The sequence below is a fragment of the Flavobacterium sp. genome (assembly GCF_027490375.1).
Taxonomy (GTDB): Bacteria; Bacteroidota; Bacteroidia; order Flavobacteriales; family Flavobacteriaceae; genus Flavobacterium.
In genome coordinates this window covers 1-21,325 of record NZ_JAIXYH010000055.1, presented here as the reverse complement: position 1 = coordinate 21,325, position 21,325 = coordinate 1, and the positions used below count along the sequence as shown (strand labels likewise).

Here is a 21,325-nt window from a genome sequence, read left to right as displayed (position 1 = left end):
TGCGATGTAATGGAAAAAAAAATATTTTTGCAACTACTAATTTATTAATAAAAAGATGACACGTAATATTTTTGTGATTTGTTTAATTGCAGTCCTAAGTCTAAGTGCTTGTAAAGAAGAAAAGCAAACGCAAACAGCTACTGAAGCAAGTAAAGAGAGTGGATTCCAATTAAGTAATTATTCTGACGAGAATTGGAATGCAGGAGTAGGTAGAGAATTTAATATGTTCATAATGGACAACACGCCTGCGAATGCAGCTGCTTTGAAAGATGTAAAGCAAGTTGAATTAGCTGATGGAACAACAATAAACGTAACGGGTGTTAATGTAGTGGACCCATTCATCCAAATTGTAATTGACGCAAAAGCTTCTGATTATCAAGCAAAAGCAGCATATCCTCAGTATATCTTTTTGAAAAAATAAGATTTCAATCGCACAATAGAAAAACCATGAACATTCTCGTTCGTGGTTTTTTTTTGGAATAAGATATCGTGCAATTCTAGCATGAAATCCAAGCAAGAAGTTTAGCGTAGTAAAGTTTGTTTCTGAGAGCCAACCCATGTGTAAGAGTAACAAACAATAGAATTGACTCCAATGACGTCTGGTCAAGAAAAGCACTTTGACTCTACTTCTCATTTTTTTACAGACAGTTAACGCCATTGCTACAGCATCGGTTACGCCAATACGAATCAATCGTTTTGCTGCCGAAGGGCTAGAAATAAGCTGTAGCTGTTGTTGCTAATCTTTTTTTATTGGACTTTTTTATAGATCTTATCGATATAACATGCCTATTTTCTGTGAGATACTGAAATCTATCAAAAAAACACATGGAAGGAAGCGGCCGTTTAAAGGCTTAACTTAAAATTTATCTGCAAAAAGCTCAACCAACTCATATTAAACGCTCATTTCTAGACAGCTAATAAAATTTTTCACAGCGAATCCACCTAATATTATTATGTTACTTTTATCCAATCGATAAATTCAAAAAGGAACATTACCTTTGGTTACACTAGTAATGCGGTTATTTTTTTACTACAGTTTTTTAGTTTTCTAATCTAAGTGCTGTATATTGTGTTATGGCTAATTCCTCTAAGTGGATTGCAAGCTCACTAATAAATTAGATAACAGTTTTTTAACCAGTACATTTATATCTAGAGCTTTAAATAGCCGAATTATCAAAATTTAAATGAAATGCGCCGACTAAAAATATTTTTCTTTTGGTTATTTAAATCCAGAAATCGAATAAGTACGATACAAATGCTTGCATTTTTATTTAAGCCTACGGTAGCGCAGATTGCAAAAAGCTATTTATCGACTATAAAGTATGATGAAGATAAAAATTTTGCGCAGGTTCATGTAAGCGGGGTCGAGAAACCTCTTTATTGGCCAACGATTTTCCCAATCGATCGAATCAATCAAGTTGTAGCCGAAACGTTTGACACATCCGATTGGCATTATTACCAGAAAAAAGGAACAGAAATTAGCGAAAACGAAGTTCTACTTGATGTTGGGACCGCAGAAGGATTGTTTGCCTTGTCAGTATCGCAGTTATGTAAAGAGATGATACTTGTGGAGCCAAGTAAAAGTTTTTGCGAAGCCCTAAGCAAAACTTTTGAAAACAGCCCGTCTAAAGTTAGAATCGTTAATGCCGCAGTTGGCGATTATATCGGTAAAGTTACTTTTGCACAAAGTTCCCTAGATGGATCTCTTTACGATGAAAACACAGGCGGAGAAGAAGTCGATTTATTAACCATTGATGCTATAGTTGGAGACACACCAATTACCTATTTAAAAGCCGATGTCGAAGGTTTTGAGCAGCAATTGATTAATGGAGCAAAAGAAACTATTAAACGATGTAAACCAAAAATTGCTATAACTAGTTATCATCCGCAAAACAATGCCCACGAAATGATAACAGCTATTAAACAAATGGTGCCGGAATATAAATTCTATACAAGCGGGATTTTCCAAGAAGGCGGAAAACCAGTTATGATTCATGGCTTTGTTTAGCCAAGAATAAAAGAAGGACATGTACAAAAAGCAAATCGATTTTTTAACCTACATCTGCGGCCAGGGCATTAACCTTATCACACCGCTTATCATTACACCTTATATTTTACAAAGTTGTGGAGCTGTTGGTCTTGGAAAAAATGCCGTTGCCTTTTCAATAGCTATGTTTCTTGTTCTTCTAATTGACTATGCATTTGATATGAAGTTGATTCGCGATATCGCAGCCGCAAAAGATATAACGACCAAATCCAATATCATTAATCACATGATTTCAACCAAGTTGGTGCTGCTGTTGTTTCTTACAGTTATTTTCTACAGTACGATTTGGCTTTTTAGCACCCAACTAGAAAATACAGATCTGTTTGCCCTTTCGTTTCTAATAGTAGCGGCACAAGCTTTTTCACCACTATCTGTATTACAGGGCTTACAGTGGTATCGAACCACAGCTGCTGTAAATATTGGCTCAAAAATTATCTATCTCGTATTGGTTTTAAGTTTCGTTACTTCGGTTGGCGACTATCTTCGGGTCAATCCGTTTTGGGCTGTTTCCAATTTTGCCGCCTTTTCAGCAGGCTATTTTTTCATCTTTAAACGCTTAAAAATAAGCTTTGTTCCCAGCAGTTTTTCTCGAATTTTTCAAACCCTACGTGAGGATTTTAGCTTTACGCTTTCCCAACTATTGCTTTGCTTGCGGCAAATTGCGCCTCAGGTGCTTTCAGGCTATTTTTTAGGCTGGCATACCGCCGGAATTTATAAAATTTTCGACCAGCTTATTTCACTGGCGCGAAGTATGAATCAAGTTTACTTTAAATTCTTTCTTCCCAAATTATCGCATAAATTTTCTTTTGAAAAACCCAAGAGTCTTGCTTTCTGGAAACAGTATTCGCTCATAGCCATCGCTGGAACACTAGTAGCTGGCCTAATCGCACTTTATCTTAAAACGGAAATTTTAGGCTTCTTCAAACTTTCTCCTACCCAGATACAAAGCAGCGGCAATTTGTATATAATTACCTTAGCTGCAATCGCTATCATGCCAATTACAATAGCAGGAGAGCAATTAATGATTGTATGCGATTTATTAAAAACGTACACGAAAATAATTTACATCATTTCAGTAGCAACAGTTTTAGGAATTATCTTTACCGCATCAGCTTTTGGTTTGGAAGGTATTGCGGCAATTGTTTTAATTGCCGAAATCTTGTTCGCAATTCTGTACATTAGCTATAGCCAACATAAATTCTTTTCGATTGAAAGTAAATAAAAACACACTATACGCCGCTTTATTCCTACTGTGTGTTGCAGTTCCGTATTTGAATAACTACGAACTTACTTTTGCCATTTGGACCTTTGCAACAGCCCTTAGCCTACGAAAGTCCTACAACAAGCATTTGCTTTATCAGTTGTTCTTTTTCTCTTCTATCTTAGTAATTGCCACGATATCAGCATTTTTCCACGATTTTAAGGGTTACGACTTTATCCGCGATTTTACATACATCGTTAAACCTATTCTCGGATTGTTAGTAGGGTATCAACTAGCGCGAACCCATCTAGTAAATCCCATTAAAACACTGATAGTTTCAGGTTTTTATCTCGCAATTATTCACCTTGTATTAGTTGCCGGAACTATTCTGCTTGTTGGATTTCGCGATATACACTTGCTGCGCTTTTATGCCGGCTATTTTAGCGACTTCGAAATTTACGCCTTGGTCTTACTTTGGTTTTCCAAAAAATTTCAAGTAGAATTTACCAAGCAACAAAAAGCATTAATGTTAGTATTGTTGCTTGCTTCAACCTTTTTTTATTTGTCGCGAATAAATTTTATTCAAGCGGGAATTTTGTTTTTTGCGTTGAAAGGATTTTTTGCACTAAACAAACGACTTATTGTTGTTTTGGCAACCGGAATCGTTTTAGTTGTAGGAGGTTATTTTGCATTACTTGCGTACAATCCGATCCGAAACGGAAAGGGAGCCGATGCTTTTCTTTACAAGATAAAAGTAATTCCAGAAGAAGCGTTCAAAACACGTGTCGACGCTTCAGATTGGAAAGATTTCAACGACAATTACCGATCGGTTGAAAACATCCTAACCGTGAAACAAATGGGCAATTCGGGAACTCCCACAATACTTTTTGGAAAAGGTCTTGGATCAAGAGTTGATTTAAAACAAGAAGTAGAACTCGATGGAACGAAAATGAAGTACATTTCCATAGTACACAACGGCTACATGACCACCTTTTTAAAATCGGGATTGTTGGGAATTGTTTTGCTTATTTCTTCGATACTCGTACTTCGAAAAGCACAGGTCGTAGGTGAGTCGTATAAAATGTACAACCGATTATTAATAGGCACGATTCTGTTTTTATTCTTGTCGTATTGGGTTTTCCTCGGATTCTATTTCAAAGCCGATACTAAGTCGATTGTCCTTGGATTGATTTTAGCTTGTTACGACAGAATAGCTCTCAATCAGCAGCCAAAATCTCTATAATCTGCTTACTCGTACTTCCATCTCCGTACGGATTCGACGCCTTTGATATCGATTGGTAATACATCGAATTATCGAGCAGTTTTTGAGTTTCGGAAACAATTTTATTCTTGTCGGATCCTACCAAAACAGCAGTTCCCGCATCTACACCCTCGGTACGTTCGGTAACTTCTCGCAAAACTAAAACCGGCTTTCCTAAACTGGGCGCCTCTTCCTGAATACCGCCCGAATCCGTTAAGATAATATGGCTTTTGTTCATCATCCAAATTAATTCCGGATAATCCAGCGGAGCAATTAGTTTGATGTTCGGAGCGAGCAACTTCTGGTGCGCAATCTCTTTGATATTCGGATTTAAATGTACCGGGTAAACAATTTCAACTTCGTTTGATCGGGCAGCGGCAATTTCAAGTAGCGCTTCGCAAATTTCTTCAAAGGGCTGTCCGAAGTTCTCACGACGGTGGCAAGTAACCAGAATTATTTTCTTCTCGAAATCAATATCCGAAAAACGGGCAAGTAATTTTGCTTCGCTATTTGGGTCTATTTTCTGAAGTCCAGTTAAAAGCGCGTCGATAACCGTGTTACCAACTACAAAAACATTCTTATGGATGTTTTCACGAATTAAATTGTCCTTGGATGTTTCGGTCGGACAAAAGTGAAAATCGGCGATGCGCGAAGTTAAAACCCGATTCATTTCTTCGGGAAACGGGGAGTGCATGTCGCCGCTGCGCAATCCGGCTTCGATGTGAACTACTTTAATTTTTTGGTAGAATGCGGCTAGTGCAGAAGCTAAAACAGTGGTTGTATCGCCTTGAACAAAAACATAATCGAAGGGTTCTTTCAACAAGATTTCGTTGGTAATGCGCGAAATTAAATCGGCAGTGAGTTGATGCAGCGTTTGATTCGGCTTCATAACGTTTAAGTCGTAATCAACGGCAATTTCAAAAAACGAAAGCACCTGATCGAGCATTTCGCGATGCTGAGCCGTAACGGCAACTTTTACTTCAAATCGGGAGTCTTTCGAAAAGCGTTCAATCAAAGGCGCCATTTTTATGGCTTCCGGGCGCGTGCCAAATAAAAACAGTACTTTTTTCATGAGCAAATACACGCACTTTCGCGTGGAGCGAAACTACTAAAAAAACTATATTTGTCGCGCTAAAAAACGGCCGATGCGCGTATTATTTCTTTCTCGAACCAATTTGTTTTCTGCTCCAGGTGGCGATCTCATTCAGATGCAGAAAACCAAAGAATTCCTTGAGAAGCTCGGCGTTGAAGTAAGCATCAGTATCGAGTTGGAACCCGATTTGCAAACGTATGATTTGGTTCACGTTTTCAATCTGATGGAACCTCAAGAATCCGCTATACAAGCGGCACATGCAAAAAAGCACGGAAAGCCTGTGGCATTGTCAACCATTTACGGTTTGTACACGGAGTTTGAGCGCAAGGCTCGCGGAGGTGCATTTCAAGTTGTGGCTAATATTTTGAGCCCCTATCAAATAGGATACGTAAAAACATTTATACGTCATTGGGTCGAGAAACGCATGCATAAGGGCGTTTATCAGATGCTTTACAAAGGATACTATGGCTTAATGAAACAACTGGTTTCGCAAACCGACGTATTTTTGCCCAATTCCGATTCCGAGATGCAGCGGGTAATTGCCGATTTTAATTTAAAGAATCCGCATTATTTCCCAGTACCGAATTCAGTAGACAAGTCCTTGTTCTCCACAGATACCGAGCCAAACGAGAAGTTTTCTCAATATAAAGATTGTATAGTTTGTGCCGCTAGAATCGAAGGACGAAAATCGACTTTACAACTGGTTCGTGCAGTAAAAGACGCGCCTTACACTTTGGTTTTGGTTGGAAAGGCATCTGCGAATCAGAGTAAGTACGTGGATCAAGTACGTGCAGAAGCAGGCGCAAATGTTGTTTTTTTAGAACCGATGCCACAATCGGATTTACGACACCTTTACCGAGTTGCTAAAGTACACGCCTTGGTAAGCTGGATGGAAACGCCTGGCTTGTCTTCCTTGGAAGCAGCGGCATCGGGTTGTAATATCGTTGCAACTAAGAAAGGCGATACCTACGATTATTTCGGAGATTACGCGTTTTATTGTGAACCCGATAACGTAGCAAGCATTCGAAAAGCAATTGACACGGCATATGCAGCTCCGGTTGATGAAGCATTTCGGAAACAGATCCTCGAAAAGTACGTTTGGGAAGAAACGGCTGCGCAAACGCTCAAGGCGTATCAAAGTATACTCAAAAATACCGACCACTCATGAAGATTGCAGTTTTAGGAACTCGAGGAATTCCGAATCATTACGGCGGTTTCGAGCAATTTGCGGAATTCTTCAGCGTGTATGCGGTACAGAAGGGCCACGAGGTGGTTGTTTACAATTCCCACAATCATCCATACACAGAACAATCCTATAAAGGTGTTCAAATTGTAAAATGTTACGATCCAGAGTATAAAATGGGTACAGCCGGTCAATACATTTACGATTTGAACTGCATTTTAGACATTCGCAAACGCAAGTTCGATGTCGTACTTCAATTGGGTTACACATCGAGTTCTATATGGTCGTTTCTGCTTCCGCGGAAAGCGCTAATTGTCACTAATATGGACGGTTTGGAGTGGAAACGAACCAAATTTTCGAAACCCGTACAAAAGTTACTTCGCTTTAGCGAGAAATTGGCGGTGAAAAGCAGCGATGTTCTTGTGGCCGATTCCATAGGAATACAACAGCACTTGCAAGAGCGCTTCGGAGTCGATTCAACATACATTCCTTACGGCGCAGTTCAATTTAATCAACCCGATGCAACACAGATTCAGAGTTTCGAAGTAGTTCCACTTCAATACGACTTGCTCATTGCACGGTTGGAGCCTGAAAATAACGTAGAGACTATTCTCGACGGCGTTGCACTCGCAAAGCAAGCCCGAAAAATGTTGGTCATTGGCAACCATAAAACCGCTTTTGGAAATTATCTCAAACATAAATTTGGCAACACACACAATATTGTTTTCGTAGGTTCCGTTTACGATTTGGAGAAACTTAACAATTTACGCTATTTTTCAAACATCTACTTTCACGGACATTCTGTTGGCGGCACAAACCCATCCTTACTCGAAGCCATGGCTTCTCAGGCATATATTGTTGCCCACAATAACATTTTTAATCGAGCAATTTTAAAAGAAAATGCCGATTATTTTTCCACCGCGGAAGAAGTAGCGGATTTAGTTTCTCACAAACAAAAAAGTGATAACTTGCGCTTCGTTTCTGAAAATTTTGGCGCAATTGCAACCAATTTTTCGTGGGAAAAGATTAATGACGCTTATCTACAATTATTTACAAATCGCCTGGCTGAAAATCAGCAATCTAAAAACTGACGCAGAAGCGCAACTGTTTTTAGCAGCTGTTGTTTTAACAAGTATTCCGCTAAAATTTGGTTACAGCAGTGTTGCAACAATTTTATTAGCACTGCTTTGCTTATTCTCGTTTACACGCAAGAATTTTAAATTATCGGTGGCATTAGCGTTACCTGTTTTGCTCTATGGGCTTATGGCGATTTCAGCTGCATGGTCCATAGATTACGGCGCTACCTTAAACGGTTTGCGAAAAGATTTGGTATTTCTTATTATACCGTTAGCATTTGCTTGTTTGCCTCAATATTGTTCGCAACAACTTCAGAGAGTTTTTCGAATATACTCCTTTGGATTCGCTGCGTATGCCAGCTTTTTCATAGGTGTTGCTTTATTTACTTTTATTTCTACTGGAGACAACTCTGCGTTTTTTTATCACAATTTAGTAACAATTGAACGCAATGCCATTTACATGTCGGTGTTTGCTTCTTTTGGATTATTTTATTTTATCTCGCTTCCGCAGAAGCACATAATTGAAAAAGCAGCGTTGGCTATTTTAGGGATTTTTGTCCTATTACTGTCTTCGAAAAGTGTAATATTTATTGATGCAGTACTGATTGTCGTATTTTATTCTTTCTTTTCGAAAGTTCCTAAAAGTGTGCGATACTTAACGGTTATTTCACTGTTCTTGTTCTTGGCATTTTCTTTGGTATTTGTGAAGAATATTCGAGAGCGGTTTTTATTGGAATACGAAACTGCATTTGTTGACAATACATTGAATACGACTATTGGAAACGGACAAGGAAAGGTGTACAACATCTCGCTCAATCAGGCGTGGAATATGGACAAATTTGAACAAAATCACTTTTTTCCAGGAACGGCATTACGCATTTATCAAGCGCGCATTTTTGGTGAAATGTTGCAGGAAGATCCAATATTTTTTAAAGGATATGGTTTAGAAGCGTCTCAAAGTAAAATTGTTGCAAAAGCAAATGAGCACGGACTTTACAATGGTTATGCCGAATTTAACTTCCACAACCAATACGTACAAATTTTTGCAGAGCTTGGAGTTTTCGGATTTGTATTGCTCATTGGAATGCTGTTTCTGAACATGCGAAATGCAATAAAACGCGCAGATTTCTTACATATCGTTTTCGCGTTGTCTATTATAGTCTTATTTTTGACCGAATCGTTTTTTTGCAGACAACGCGGTCTTATTTTCTTTACAGTACTCTACTGTTTATTCAATACCGCATTGCCAAGCAGCAAAACGAATATTGAAGCAAAATAGATGAAAAAAATTCTCATTACGGGAGCCGCGGGCTTTTTAGGTTCGCATTTAGCCGACCGTTTTATTGCAGAAGGTTACCATGTTGTTGGCATGGACAACCTCATAACTGGAGACCTCCGAAATATTGAACACCTTTTTCAGCATCCAAATTTTGAATTCCATCACCACGATGTGAGTAAATTTGTTTTTGTGCCAGGTAATTTGGATTATATACTCCATTTTGCTTCGCCCGCCAGCCCGATTGACTACTTAAAAATACCAATTCAGACCCTCAAGGTTGGTTCGTTGGGAACACATAATTTACTAGGATTAGCTCGCGTCAAAAACGCACGAATTTTAATCGCTTCAACTTCAGAGGTATATGGCGATCCGCTCGTACATCCACAAACTGAAGACTATTATGGAAACGTAAATACCATTGGTCCAAGAGGCGTTTACGACGAAGCGAAGCGTTTCCAAGAGTCTATAACCATGGCTTATCATCGTTTTCACGGTTTGGAAACCCGAATTGTTCGTATTTTCAACACCTACGGACCCCGGATGCGTCTCAACGACGGTCGAGTAATTCCAGCTTTTATCGGTCAGGCACTGCGCGGCGAAGATCTCACCATTTTTGGAAACGGATTACAAACACGCTCGTTTTGTTATGTAGATGACCAAGTGGAAGGTATTTTTAGATTATTGCACTCCGATTATTCACTACCCGTTAACATTGGAAATCCCGACGAAATCACCATTCTTGACTTCGCGAAAGAAATTATCAAGCTTACTAGAACGGAGCAGAAAATCGTCTTTAAACCACTTCCAGAAAACGACCCCTTGCAGCGGCAACCCGACATTACTCGAGCAAAAGAGCTATTGGGTTGGGAACCAAAAGTAAGTCGTGAAGAAGGCATGAAATTAACCTACGACTACTTCAAAAGCTTGTCGAAAGCCGACTTAGAAAAACAAGACCACAAAGACTTCTCCAAATACAACCACTAGAATGCGCGCAAAAACAGGACGATATTCTGTTTACATTCGGCCGGCCACGTATGTGTTCGACTTGGTTGTAATTAATCTACTTTCAATCTGCTTGTTGGGAAGTGAATTTGCAAGCATTTATTTCTCTATTTTTATTTCTCTAAGTTGGGTAATCATTGCTCTAAACATCGATTTTTACGAGGTTTACCGATTTACGAAAGTAGTTGCTATTCTTAATAAGTTAGCCAGACAACTGTTTCTCTTTACACTCGTTTGCTTCGCTTTTGCAGGAATTTACTCTAAAGAAGTTCCCGCAAAAGAAGTAATAATCTACACGCTTTCTTCAGGTTGTTTCGTAGCAACCGTGAAGTTGCTAATCTATTATTCATTACGCAGATATAGAGCTATTTACGGTGGAAATTTTAGAAACGTGGTTTTAGTCGGGCAAGCTAAAAATGTAAAAGCGTTAGCCGACTTTTTCAATGAAAATCCAGATTATGGATACGATTTAATTCGTGTTTTTAATCTAGAATCCGACAAAAAGCAGCAAATCGACGAGTGTTTAAGCTTTGTTCAAACAAATAAGATCGATGAAATTTATTGTGCGCTGGTAGATTTGTCGCCTACCCAAGTAGAAACTTTTATTGATTTTGCCGATAACAACCTCAAAATTTTGAAGTTTCTTCCCGACGAGCGCAACATTTTAGGGAATAACACCAAACTCGATTATTACGGCTACATTCCTATTATATCTCTGCGCGACATTCCATTAGACGACCCCATAAATCGAACAGCAAAACGCATATTCGATATTCTTTTTAGTATTGTAATCATTATCGGTTTCCTGTCTTGGCTCACACCTCTATTAGCATTGATCATCAAACTCGAATCCAAAGGCCCAGTTTTCTTTAAACAAAGGCGTAATGGCCTGGATTACAAAGAGTTTAATTGTTTTAAATTTCGTTCGATGACGCTAAATGAAATAGCCGATTTAGAACAAGTTACTAAGAACGACCCTCGGATAACCCGAATTGGTAAGTTTCTTCGAAAGTCGAGCATCGACGAATTGCCACAATTTTTTAATGTGCTCTTAGGCGATATGTCGGTTGTGGGACCACGCCCACACATGGTTTCGCACACCGAAATGTATGCTCGAAAGATCGATAAGTTTATGGTTCGTCATTTCATTAAGCCAGGTATTACCGGCTTAGCTCAAACCAATGGTTTTCGTGGCGAAGTTGAAAATGAGAAAGACATTATTTATCGCGTCAAATACGACATCTTTTACCTGGAAAACTGGTCGTTACTGCTCGACATTAAAATTATTGTAATGACGGTGGTGAACGCGGTTCGCGGCGACGAAAAGGCGTATTAAGTCGTCAATTATCAAGCTTTTCTAACTTTTAAAAACAGCCAAGTTCTGAAATTGTTCTACTGCGTTAAAACTTCTATTAGCTGTGTGATAAACCTCAGATTTTAATGCGAGTCGTTCTGCTGAATCTAATTGGGCTACTTGTGAGATTAGCTCGGAAAGACGCTTGTAATCACCCGTTTCAACGTCGTAACCCAACTTGAAGTTCCGAACGATATCACTGCCTTCGCCACCACCCATATAAATCAGTGGAAATCCCATCTTGCTGTATTCGAATATTTTAGATGGAACCGAACCGTAAATGCGACTTACTAATGGCACCAGAGCAAAATCCATTTTTTCAATACGAGCCTGTAATTCAGACCGACTTAAATTCCCGTGAAAGTAGATGCCGCAATTCGGTTTTTGATTCAAATATCTTCTTATTAAATCTTGTTCGGCACCTGCTCCAAATACATGAATTTCTACCTTGTTCGCATCAAAGGAAATCTCGGTTAATAAACGATAAATTCCTTGAGCTACACCCAAAAGTCCGGCATAGAAAATTTGCACTTTTTCGGCATTCTCCACAACAGGCGTCGTTTCATGAGTAAATTCAGGAAAATTTCGGTAAAGTTCAAATGTCGCTTTAGGTTGAAAAGACTTAATATGCGTTAAAATTTCCTCCGATTGACCCAAAATAACCTGAGCCCAACCGTATATTTTTCGTTCAAAGTAGCAGGCTGCACGGTAGCCAATGCCTTTGGGTGGTATAACTTGTAATTCAACTGCGGCTAAAGGCCACAAGTCGGAGACATTGAGTATGATTTTTCTTCTGCGTAAGCGCAATATCGCACAACACACAAACGACAATAATAAGGGCGGCGATTGTACCACAACGTCTTTAGGCAAGCGCGAAAACAGCAATTTAAGCGAAAGTAACAACAATAAAGAAGCAGTAGAAAACAGTCGCACAAGCGGATTTTTCGACGCGGATGGCCATATAAAAAAACGCACTGCCGAAATTCCCTGAACCGATTCTCGTGTGTTTAGTTTGTTTTTATAGCCGGGATACAGTTTGCCTGTTGGATAATTGGGAAGCGGACAAAACACGGTTACTTGTCTTCCGTTTTTTTGAAGCAATTGCGCAAGTTGCATGATTCGGTTGGCTGCCGCTCCGGTTTCTGGTGGAAAATAGTTGGTAATGATCAGTATTTCAGTCATTTTCGCGCAAAATTATCTCCAAAATACGCTCGGCGGCTCGACCATCCCACAGCTCGGGAATGCCGTGTGTTCTTAATCCATTTTCAAGGAAGGATGTGTATGCTTTTGAAAGGACATTTAAATCGGTTCCTATCAAGGTATTGGTCCCTATCTCAATTGTTTCGGGCCTTTCGGTGCTGTTTCGTAGGGTAAAGCACTTTATGCCAAGCACAGTAGTTTCTTCAGATAAGCCGCCACTATCGGTTATCACACAACTGCTGTTTTGCACCAACCACATAAATTCTAAATACGGCTGTGGGCTGGTGAAATAAATGCGTTTAAATTCGTTGATCTTCGATCCTAAAACGTGTTTCGTTCGCGGATGAATCGGAAATAAAACAACGCGCTCGCCAGCAATTTGTTCTATTGTTCTTAGTGTTTGCAGCAATTGATCACCATTGTCTACATTGGATGGCCGATGCAAGGTCAGTAAGATATATTTCCCGGATTCTAAATTAGCTTCCGCAAACCAATCAGGTGCTTTAAAATGTGGTTTCGAATGTAGCAGCGAATCAATCATTACATTTCCAACAAAGTGAATTTGCTGCGGATTAACTCCTTCTCGCAACAAATTTTCCGAGGCTGAAACAGAGGTTGTAAAGTGTAAATCGGTTAAACAATCGGTTACTTTACGATTAATTTCCTCAGGCATGGTCCAATCTCCTGAACGAATTCCCGCTTCAACATGGGCTACTTTCACACCCATTTTTTTCGCCGTAATAGCACAGGCCATTGTCGAAGTTACATCGCCAACAACAAGTACCAAATCGCAAGGATTTTCGATGAGCTCTTTTTCAAAAGCGGTTAAAATTGCTGCAGTTTGCTCAGCTTGGCTGCCGCTACCTACATTGAAATTAACATCAGGTTTTGGTATGTGAAGTTGCTCGAAAAAAACGTCGCTTAATGCTGTGTCGTAATGCTGTCCGGTGTGCACCAATCGGAAATGTATATCGGACCGTTGTTCCTGCCGATTTTTTATCTGGCGAATAAGCGGCGCAATTTTCATAAAATTGGGACGAGCTCCGGCGACAATAGTTATTTTCATGGACGATTCTTTCGGGTAACAAATGTAAAAGAAAGCGTTTGGAAAATTGCATTTGGTGTCGGAAAGGCTTGGGATTTGAAGTCTACACACTTCGAAAACAAAAAAGTCGGTAAAACCAATGCTTTACCGACCTTTTTCTAAACCGTTTTTCCCTTATCCTGGAAAATCCCCACCATCGTCGTCGCGTCTCGTCGGACGATCTTTATCCGTTTTACTCTTATTAAATCGGTAGGTAAACGACATCGTAATTGTTCGTACGCGCCATTGTTGCTCAGAGTACGAGTTTAACTGGGGCAAATTGGTTTCATTAATTCGCTTTCGACTGTTAAAAACGTCTTGAACATTCAGCGCTAAGGTTCCTTTATCGTTTAAAATATCTTTACTAAACGCTAGATTCGCGCTAAAAACACCAAGTGATCTACCTTGTGCATTGCGTTGAGGTGCGTTATAAGTACCGTTCGTTTGCCAATCGATTCCGTAAGGCAGATTTACTTTAGAATTGATTCTAGAAAACCAACCGAAGGCAATATTGTCGAAATTCTGTATTACCTCTTCACCTTGTGTATTGGTGTAGGTGAAATCACCTTGCGTTTCATTTCGGAATAAATTGAAGTTTGAATTCAAACGCCACCATTTAAATGGATTGTAGTTTAGAGTAAATTCAAATCCGAAACGGTATTCGGTGGCGAGGTTAATGGGCGTGGTTAAAATTACAGGTACTTGAATGTCTTCACCACCAACGATAACCGGATTCCCGTTGGCATCTACGGTATCGGCTCCGTCGACGATAGTGGTTACGAAATCGCCACTTTCTTTACGGACAAACTGAAACGAATCTGTCGTTCTGTTGATGTACATCGATCCGTTTAGCGTTAATTTTCGCCATCTTTTCAAAAATCCGAAATCCAACGCATCGGTCATTGCCGGATCAAGATCTGGATTTCCTTGAAAAATATTGATGTTCGAAGAATAGTTGCTAAACGGGTTTAATTGTCGGCCACGCGGACGGTTAATACGACGGCTGTAACTCAACGATACGTTGGTCTCAGGCGTTATCTCGTACGTTAAAAAGGCCGAAGGGAAAAAGTTGTTGTAGCGCTTGTTGTTGAAGTTGTTGGTTGTGAGTAAATTAACGTCAATGTTGGAATCTTCCCAACGTAAACCAACCAACGCCGACCATTTACCAAATTTATTTCCATACTGCGTGTAAAGCGCGTTAACTCGTTCTTTGTATTCCAGGTTGTTAGAAAACTGTTGGTATTGGGAGAAATTTCCGTTTTCATCGAGTCCGCCAACTACGAAGTCTGTTCCCAGAATATTTGTGTCGCCCTTATATCCGGCTTCGAATTGTTGGTTCTTTCCGAAAGGCATTACATAATCAATTTGAATGATGTTGCGTTTTTGATTTTGATCGTTGAACGTAAGTTCTTGCAGTACAGCAGTATTGTTATTTTCGATAACAGACTCGTCGTTATCTCTACTGGTTGAAAACGACAAGTCTGCCGTGAGTTTGTGGCCTTTTCTTTTGAAATTATGCACAAAGTTCGAGGCGTATTCAATGCTAGTGCTAGAGTTATCTTGTTCATTGTTCCGACGCGTTACGAAGAGGTTTTCACGGTTGGCGTCGAAGTTGTTAAATCGAACTGTTTCATCGTTGCTTCCTTCACTGCTGCGGTAATTCATTTGGTGCGTCCAAGTGGTGTTTTCGTCGAGAAGCAAGTCGAAACCAAAGTTGGTGTTATAGCTATCGTTGATCCGTTCGTTGTATCTTTTTTCATCGATAAAATTTCGGGTTGTGCCGTCTTCATTCAAATATTCGCTGTTGTTTAAGCCGTTGCCTGGATTTTTACGATAGTTGTAACCTGTGGTTCCAAAAAGATTGAAGAGTTTCGTTTTATAGTTCACATTTGCAGTTAAACCATAGTTGGTTGGTGTGCCGCCAGAAGCAATAATCGAACCGTTGATTCCGAGGTTTTTTCCTTTTTTTAGAATGATATTCAACAAACCGCCGCCGCCTTCGCTGTCGTAGCGTGCCGACGGGTTGGTAACCACCTCCACTTTATCGATTGCATCGGCAGGAATCTGGCGCAGCGCTTCAGAAATGTTAATTGCATTTGATGGACGCCCATCGATAAGCACACGTACATTTTCATTTCCACGTAAAGTGATGGTTCCATCGGTGTCAACAGCTACAGATGGAATATTGTCCAAAACATCGCTAACTGTACCGCCTTTCACAAGCAAATCCTGTCCCACGTTGTAAACTTTTTTATCGAGCTTAATTTCAACGGTAGTTTTTTCTGTCCGCAGTTCGACGGTTTCCAACACAGTTGCGTCTTCGACTAGAGAGAAAATGCCTAAGTTGGTGTTTTCCGTCAGGGTTTTTCCTTTGATTTCGACGGGTTTGTAGGAGATGAATTCAATAGTAATGTCGTAAGTACCCACAGCAACATCAATATTAAAGACACCTTTCGCGTCTGTAATTCCACCCGAAACGGCATTAGTTGTGGTGTTTTTGAGCGTAATCGTCGTGTACTCCATCGGTGCTTTAGTTCCTGCGTCGAAAACACGCCCCGATAATTTTACGGTTTTTCCAGAGTTTTGGGAATAGGCACTTAACGTGCTGAAAATTAGAATGAATGTGTAGAACATTCCGGAATATATCTTTCTCATAGCTTATTTTTCAGGCAATTTGACCGCAAAGGTAGTCCAATGGTTTAAGGCACTTTTGCCAAAGCTTTGTTAAATGAAGTAAGCGGCACGCTTCGATATGTTAAGCCGCTGTTGTAACTTAGCGCAAAAAGAAAACAAATGAGCAACTTTTTTTCGGTCTCCAATAAACCAGCGTCCGAATTTTTTAAATACTTGCTGGGATCCGTTTTGGTAATTGTAGCTAGTGTTATAGGCCAAATCCCTTTAACGATTGCCGTATTAATTCAGTCGGCTAAAGACGGCAAATTGGGTGAACTTTCGGAAGACGTACTCTATAAAGTGTTGGACTCCAACTTATTGCTGTTCCTGTTATTGCTGTCTTTTTTAGCAGGTTTGGGCGGACTCTATTTCGCGGTTCGGTACGTACACCGATTAGCTTTTGAAACAATTGTTACCAGCCGGCCTAAAATCGATTACTCCCGAATTTATTTTGCCTTTGGAATCTGGAGCATTTTTTCGATCATAACCACAGTAGCATACGCGCTTTCAGATCCAGAACACTATGTTTTGCAATTCGAATTGCTGCCTTTTATCATCTTGTTTCTAATTGCAGTGCCCATGATTCCAATTCAAACAACTTTAGAAGAACTGCTTTTTAGAGGCTATTTGATGCAGGGCTTTGCGACATTGTTTAAGAATCGTTGGTTGCCGTGGATTTTCACCTCGGTAATCTTCGGCGGATTGCATTTTTTCAATCCAGAAGTCGATAAAATCGGACCTATAATCATGTTTTATTACATCGGAACCGGTTTGTTTTTAGGATTGATAACATTAATGGATGAGGGTAACGAACTCGCACTCGGTTTTCACGCAGCTAATAATTTGTGTACCGCATTACTCGTAACTGCCGACTGGACAGCCTTTCAAACTCACTCGATCTTTAAAGATTTGTCGGAGCCGTCTGCCGGAATCGAAATTTTTGTCCCACTTGTCATTATTTTCCCTATCTTGACATTCATCTTTGCTAAAAAATACAAATGGAAAGGTTGGCGAGAAAAACTTACCGGACCAATTCCTCAAAACGAAATATAATGGAAACACATACAATCAATTACACCGACGTACATCATAAATTTAAACTCAATGGTTTCCATTTAGGAAAAGATGATTTATGCCGCGTTGCCTACAGTTTTATTAAGGAAGGAGCCGATTTTGAAAAGCCCGTTGGAAACTTTCTGCTCGATTGGTTCGACGATCGCGATTACATCGAAATGGATACTTCGGGAAGCACAGGTCTGCCAAAACGTATTCGCGTTAAAAAGCAAGCCATGGTTAATTCGGCATTGGCAACAGGTGCGTTTTTTGATTTAATGGAAGGCGATAAAGTACTTCACTGCTTGCCTGCAAAATATGTGGCAGGAAAAATGATGTTTGTACGCGGTTTTGTGCTCGGACTCGACATCGATTTTGTGGCACCAAGCGCAAAGCCATTGAAAAACTGCGATACCCAATACGCCTTTTCAGCAATGGTGCCGTTGCAAGCGCAAAACTCGATTGCCGACTTAAAATGGATCAAGAAGTTAATTGTTGGTGGGGCCAAAATTAGTGCACAACTTGAGGCCGATTTAATTGCCTCTGGAACGGCATGTTTTGAAACGTTTGGAATGACAGAAACCGTATCGCATATCGCAGCTAAACCTGTTGGCGACGCCGTTTTCCAGACCATGTCGAATATCGAAGTTTCCGCCGATGAGCGCGGTTGTCTCGTAATCTCGGCACCCGATATTTCAAACGAGAAAATTGTTTCAAACGATCTGGTGCAAGTGCATACGCCACACACATTTACGTGGTTAGGACGTATCGACAACGTCATCAATTCAGGCGGCATTAAACTTTCTCCAGAATTAATCGAAGAAAAGTTAGCGCCTAAAATCAACCGCCGCTTCTTTGTAGCTGGGCTGCCCGACGACGAGTTGGGGCAACGTTTGGTATTAGTTGTAGAAGGAGAACCGTACGAACTTTCCGAAGACACCTTCAAAAAGCTAGACAAATACGAAAAGCCCAAGGAAATAATCTTTAAACCTATTTTTAAAGAAACAGGAAACGGAAAAATTATCCGTCAGGATTCTCTTAACGCGTAAATACATGCGCTTATCGATTCTTATATTTTTGTTTATGATATCTGCCACGAACGCCCAAAACCAGGGAAAAAAAATACTGCCGCCAAAACTCAATCCAGGTGATACCGTGGCTATCGTTGCTACCGCGCGAAAAAATACTACCGACAATCTAAAACCAGCTATTAAGCTGCTGGAAAGCTGGGGATTAAAAGTCAAAATCGGAAGTTCTATTGGTTTAGATTACAATCAGTTAGCTGGAACCGACCAACAGCGGGCAGCCGATTTACAAGAGCAATTCGACAACCCAAATATCAAAGCTGTTTGGTGTGTTCGCGGCGGTTATGGCACTGTGCGGATTATCGATAAAATTGATTTCACAGCCTTTAAAAAAAATCCCAAATGGCTAATTGGTTTTTCCGACGTTACTGTGTTGCATAACCATCTCAATAATTTAGGATTTGCAAGCATACACGGATTAATGCCTTTAAATGTGGCTACCGCAAGTCCGGCGGCCGTCGAATCGCTTCGAAAATGTTTGTTCGGACAATCGTTGCAGTACGAAATATCAACCGATTCCGAAAGCCAACTCGGAGCCGCAGAAGGCGAATTTGTTGGCGGAAATCTCTCTATTCTCTACAGTTTGCTGGGCAGTGACAGTCAGGTGCATTGCGATGATAAAATTCTTTTTCTCGAAGACCTCGACGAATACCTGTACCACATCGATCGAATGCTCATGAACCTCAAGCGCTGCGGCTGCCTCAGTAAGCTAAAAGGCGTGGTAGTGGGAGGCATGACAAAAATGAAAGACAACGAAATTCCGTGGGGCAAAAACGCCAACCAAATTGTTGCCGAACATTTGGAAGGCCTAAACATTCCCGTGGTTTTCGATTTTCCCGCGGGTCATATTCCCGATAATCGCGCATTAGTGCTGGGCACGCATGCAAAACTCACCGTTACCAAAGACAAAACAGTTTTACGTTTCGACTAGTGGCGCAGCATAACGACTTAGGAAAAAAAGGCGAAGAAATGGCCGTGACCTACTTGGAAGAACAGGGTTACGAAATTCTGGAGCGCAATTACGTGTATCAAAAATCAGAGATCGATATCATTGCACGAATAGGCAATGTTGTGTGTGCTGTTGAAGTGCGAACCCGCAGTAGTGTTGATTTCGGACTGCCCGAAGAAACGGTAAAATCAAAGAAAATTAACAACCTCCTCCAAGCGGTAAATGCTTACGCAGAAGATTTAGAAGATGAGGTAGAATTCCGTTTTGATATCATTGCGATTGTTAAAAATGGCGAATCTTTCGACATCAAACACTTACCCGATGCATTTTATCATTTCTAGTTGTTATATTTGAAACAAATTGTCAGATATACAAGAACGGCGTTTTAGTTTGGATGAAATTCCACAAAATGTAAATTGGCGTTACATTATTTAGGTGTAGAGCGCGGTTCTTACTAAAAGCAACTCTGTTATGAAAACTATTGCGGCCGTTGTAGAAAATTACATCAAAACAAAGCCCTTTTTGCTAAACGCACTCGCGCAAGGAATCATCAACCTAACCTCGCTTTCGCGCAATATGTTGCCCGATTTACAGCAAGAATTAGGAAAAGACGTGAAACAAGGCGCAATTGTGATGGCACTCAAACGCTTGTCGGAAGATCTCGATTTCCGAATGAATCACAAGATCGTAAAAGTGCTCAAAAACATTGGAGAAATTACTGTGCGCTCTTCGTTGGTCGATTATACGTTTGCGGTTTCCGATACGATTTTGAACAAACAAGCCGATTTAATCGCGGATATAAAAAATTACACCGATATTTTTTACACCTCGTCGCGTGGGGTTTCCGAAACCAATATTGTGATCAGCGAATCGGTCAGCCAGCTGGTAGATAAGCATTTTGTAGGCGAAAAGCTGCTTCACAAATTCGAGAATCTAGCGTCGATTACCGTAAAGCTGCCGAAAGACAACGTGTCGACGCCCGGTGTGTATTACTTTATTTTCCAGCGACTTGCCTGGGAAGGAATCATTATTAACGAAGTTATTTCCACTTCTTTCGAATTCACCATTTTAGTTTCCGATGAGGAAGTTGATCTTGCCTTTAAAGTCATAAAAGATTTAAAATCGATTTGATTTTAGAAACGCACGTACGATCAAATTTACGTACATTATTATTCTCAAAAGCTTAAATTACAGAGGCTTAACAAAGTTTTCAAGTCTAGTGTAGGTTTGAAGCTATTCCTGCTGTTCGCTGCAAATCCGCGCTACACCAAGGGTTTGCACAACCGTTTCGCTTGGCTTCCGTTGGTCGCCAGCAAAACAGTGTGCGCACGCCTTGTTGCAGCTGTGGGTTTTCCGCTGCCATCAGGGCTAATCAATGTCGTTCCCACAAAAGTTGATGATCTAAAAACCGCTTCAATCGATTCGTAGCGCAAAACTATTCTCAAAATCAGCGTCCAAAACCTGTTTTCAGTGAAAAAATTATAAAACACAAAACAGTTTATATTCAGTTCAGCCGTAGTGAATATGCGGGATTGTAGTGAAAATTATCCCAAAAGGGTACAGCAACGCTCCGGGGCCTCCAGCCCGCCTCCGGCATAAATTTACAAAATCGATTTTTTGTCGACGAATTTTAGGCGTGTTTAAACGTTTATAAACGTTTCGGGTGGTTATGAACAAGTAAGCGTGCCGGATTACCGCATTTCAACTACCTGCTTTGAATTAAAACAGGAACCCAACTTGAATTTTGGCCACCAATCAAGAATCAATTTTGCCTTTCAAGATGGG

18 protein-coding genes are annotated in these 21,325 nt (G+C 40.3%); 14 read left to right on the top strand and 4 right to left on the bottom strand.

Annotated elements, in window-relative coordinates; translation table 11 throughout:
- Positions 1–55: 55 nt before the first annotated feature.
- From Q0064_RS06805 to Q0064_RS06790, 4 genes are all read left to right on the top strand, one after another.
- Entirely contained in the window at positions 56–421 is a 366-nt protein-coding gene (locus tag Q0064_RS06805; protein ID WP_298146231.1) for a hypothetical protein, read from the top strand.
- Between the two features lie 834 nt (positions 422–1,255).
- On the top strand, positions 1,256–2,008 hold the full coding sequence (locus Q0064_RS06800; RefSeq protein WP_298146228.1) for an FkbM family methyltransferase: 753 nt from the start codon (positions 1,256–1,258) through the stop codon (positions 2,006–2,008).
- A gap of 19 nt (positions 2,009–2,027) precedes the next feature.
- On the top strand, positions 2,028–3,269 hold the full coding sequence (locus tag Q0064_RS06795; protein ID WP_298146225.1) for an oligosaccharide flippase family protein: 1,242 nt from the start codon (positions 2,028–2,030) through the stop codon (positions 3,267–3,269).
- Positions 3,256–4,491, top strand: coding sequence for a hypothetical protein (locus Q0064_RS06790; RefSeq protein WP_298146223.1), 1,236 nt, complete (start codon positions 3,256–3,258; stop codon positions 4,489–4,491). The genes Q0064_RS06795 and Q0064_RS06790 overlap by 14 nt, the downstream gene beginning before the upstream one ends.
- Here the strand turns inward: Q0064_RS06790 and wecB (Q0064_RS06785) are convergent.
- Positions 4,466–5,581 carry a UDP-N-acetylglucosamine 2-epimerase (non-hydrolyzing) gene (gene wecB / locus Q0064_RS06785; RefSeq protein WP_298146220.1) on the bottom strand — a complete coding sequence of 372 codons (1,116 nt, stop codon included), beginning with the start codon at positions 5,579–5,581 and terminating at the stop codon, positions 4,466–4,468. The two genes, Q0064_RS06790 and wecB (Q0064_RS06785), sit on opposite strands and share 26 nt — an antisense overlap.
- Before the next feature lie 73 nt (positions 5,582–5,654).
- Here wecB (Q0064_RS06785) and Q0064_RS06780 point away from each other — a divergent pair, with 73 nt between their 5' ends.
- Genes Q0064_RS06780 through Q0064_RS06760 form a run of 5 tightly spaced genes read left to right on the top strand, consistent with a single transcriptional unit; the run spans position 5,655 to position 11,478 of the window.
- Positions 5,655–6,770 carry a glycosyltransferase family 4 protein gene (locus Q0064_RS06780; protein ID WP_298146217.1) on the top strand — a complete coding sequence of 372 codons (1,116 nt, stop codon included), beginning with the start codon at positions 5,655–5,657 and terminating at the stop codon, positions 6,768–6,770.
- Complete coding sequence (locus tag Q0064_RS06775) at positions 6,767–7,876, top strand: DUF1972 domain-containing protein (protein WP_298146214.1); 1,110 nt, start codon at positions 6,767–6,769, stop codon at positions 7,874–7,876. The genes Q0064_RS06780 and Q0064_RS06775 overlap by 4 nt, the downstream gene beginning before the upstream one ends.
- Positions 7,815–9,140 (top strand): O-antigen ligase family protein, encoded by a 1,326-nt coding sequence (locus Q0064_RS06770; protein WP_298146211.1) that lies wholly within the window; start codon positions 7,815–7,817, stop codon positions 9,138–9,140. Before Q0064_RS06775 ends, Q0064_RS06770 begins: the two co-directional genes overlap by 62 nt.
- Complete coding sequence (locus tag Q0064_RS06765) at positions 9,141–10,124, top strand: UDP-glucuronic acid decarboxylase family protein (protein WP_298146208.1); 984 nt, start codon at positions 9,141–9,143, stop codon at positions 10,122–10,124. It begins immediately after the preceding gene.
- Between the two features lies 1 nt (position 10,125).
- Positions 10,126–11,478, top strand: a complete 1,353-nt coding sequence (locus tag Q0064_RS06760; protein ID WP_298146205.1) for an undecaprenyl-phosphate glucose phosphotransferase — start codon at positions 10,126–10,128, stop codon at positions 11,476–11,478.
- A 21-nt stretch (positions 11,479–11,499) separates the two neighbouring features.
- Here Q0064_RS06760 and Q0064_RS06755 read toward each other — a convergent pair whose 3' ends face one another.
- The 3 genes from Q0064_RS06755 to Q0064_RS06745 form a co-directional block, all read right to left on the bottom strand.
- A complete protein-coding gene (locus tag Q0064_RS06755; RefSeq protein ID WP_298146202.1) occupies positions 11,500–12,678 on the bottom strand; it encodes a glycosyltransferase family 4 protein in 1,179 nt (392 codons plus the stop codon).
- Positions 12,671–13,762, bottom strand: a complete 1,092-nt coding sequence (gene wecB, locus Q0064_RS06750) for a UDP-N-acetylglucosamine 2-epimerase (non-hydrolyzing) (RefSeq protein ID WP_298146200.1) — start codon at positions 13,760–13,762, stop codon at positions 12,671–12,673. The genes Q0064_RS06755 and wecB (Q0064_RS06750) overlap by 8 nt, the downstream gene beginning before the upstream one ends.
- 153 nt (positions 13,763–13,915) lie before the next feature.
- Positions 13,916–16,435: a TonB-dependent receptor gene (locus tag Q0064_RS06745; protein WP_298146197.1), complete on the bottom strand. Its 2,520-nt coding sequence runs from the start codon at positions 16,433–16,435 to the stop codon at positions 13,916–13,918.
- A gap of 138 nt (positions 16,436–16,573) precedes the next feature.
- Here Q0064_RS06745 and Q0064_RS06740 point away from each other — a divergent pair, with 138 nt between their 5' ends.
- The 5 genes from Q0064_RS06740 to Q0064_RS06720 all read left to right on the top strand — a co-directional run bounded on the left by Q0064_RS06740 (position 16,574) and on the right by Q0064_RS06720 (position 20,671).
- Positions 16,574–17,506: a CPBP family intramembrane glutamic endopeptidase gene (locus Q0064_RS06740; protein ID WP_298146195.1), complete on the top strand. Its 933-nt coding sequence runs from the start codon at positions 16,574–16,576 to the stop codon at positions 17,504–17,506.
- A complete protein-coding gene (locus tag Q0064_RS06735; RefSeq protein WP_298146192.1) occupies positions 17,506–18,555 on the top strand; it encodes an AMP-binding protein in 1,050 nt (349 codons plus the stop codon). Before Q0064_RS06740 ends, Q0064_RS06735 begins: the two co-directional genes overlap by 1 nt.
- A 34-nt stretch (positions 18,556–18,589) precedes the next feature.
- Positions 18,590–19,522, top strand: a complete 933-nt coding sequence (locus tag Q0064_RS06730) for an LD-carboxypeptidase (protein WP_298146189.1) — start codon at positions 18,590–18,592, stop codon at positions 19,520–19,522.
- Positions 19,522–19,881: a YraN family protein gene (locus Q0064_RS06725; RefSeq protein WP_298146186.1), complete on the top strand. Its 360-nt coding sequence runs from the start codon at positions 19,522–19,524 to the stop codon at positions 19,879–19,881. The genes Q0064_RS06730 and Q0064_RS06725 overlap by 1 nt, the downstream gene beginning before the upstream one ends.
- A gap of 130 nt (positions 19,882–20,011) precedes the next feature.
- The gene (locus tag Q0064_RS06720; protein WP_298146183.1) at positions 20,012–20,671 is read left to right on the top strand and encodes an aspartate kinase; all 660 of its coding nucleotides are present in this window, start codon (positions 20,012–20,014) and stop codon (positions 20,669–20,671) included.
- Positions 20,672–21,325 lie beyond the last annotated feature (654 nt).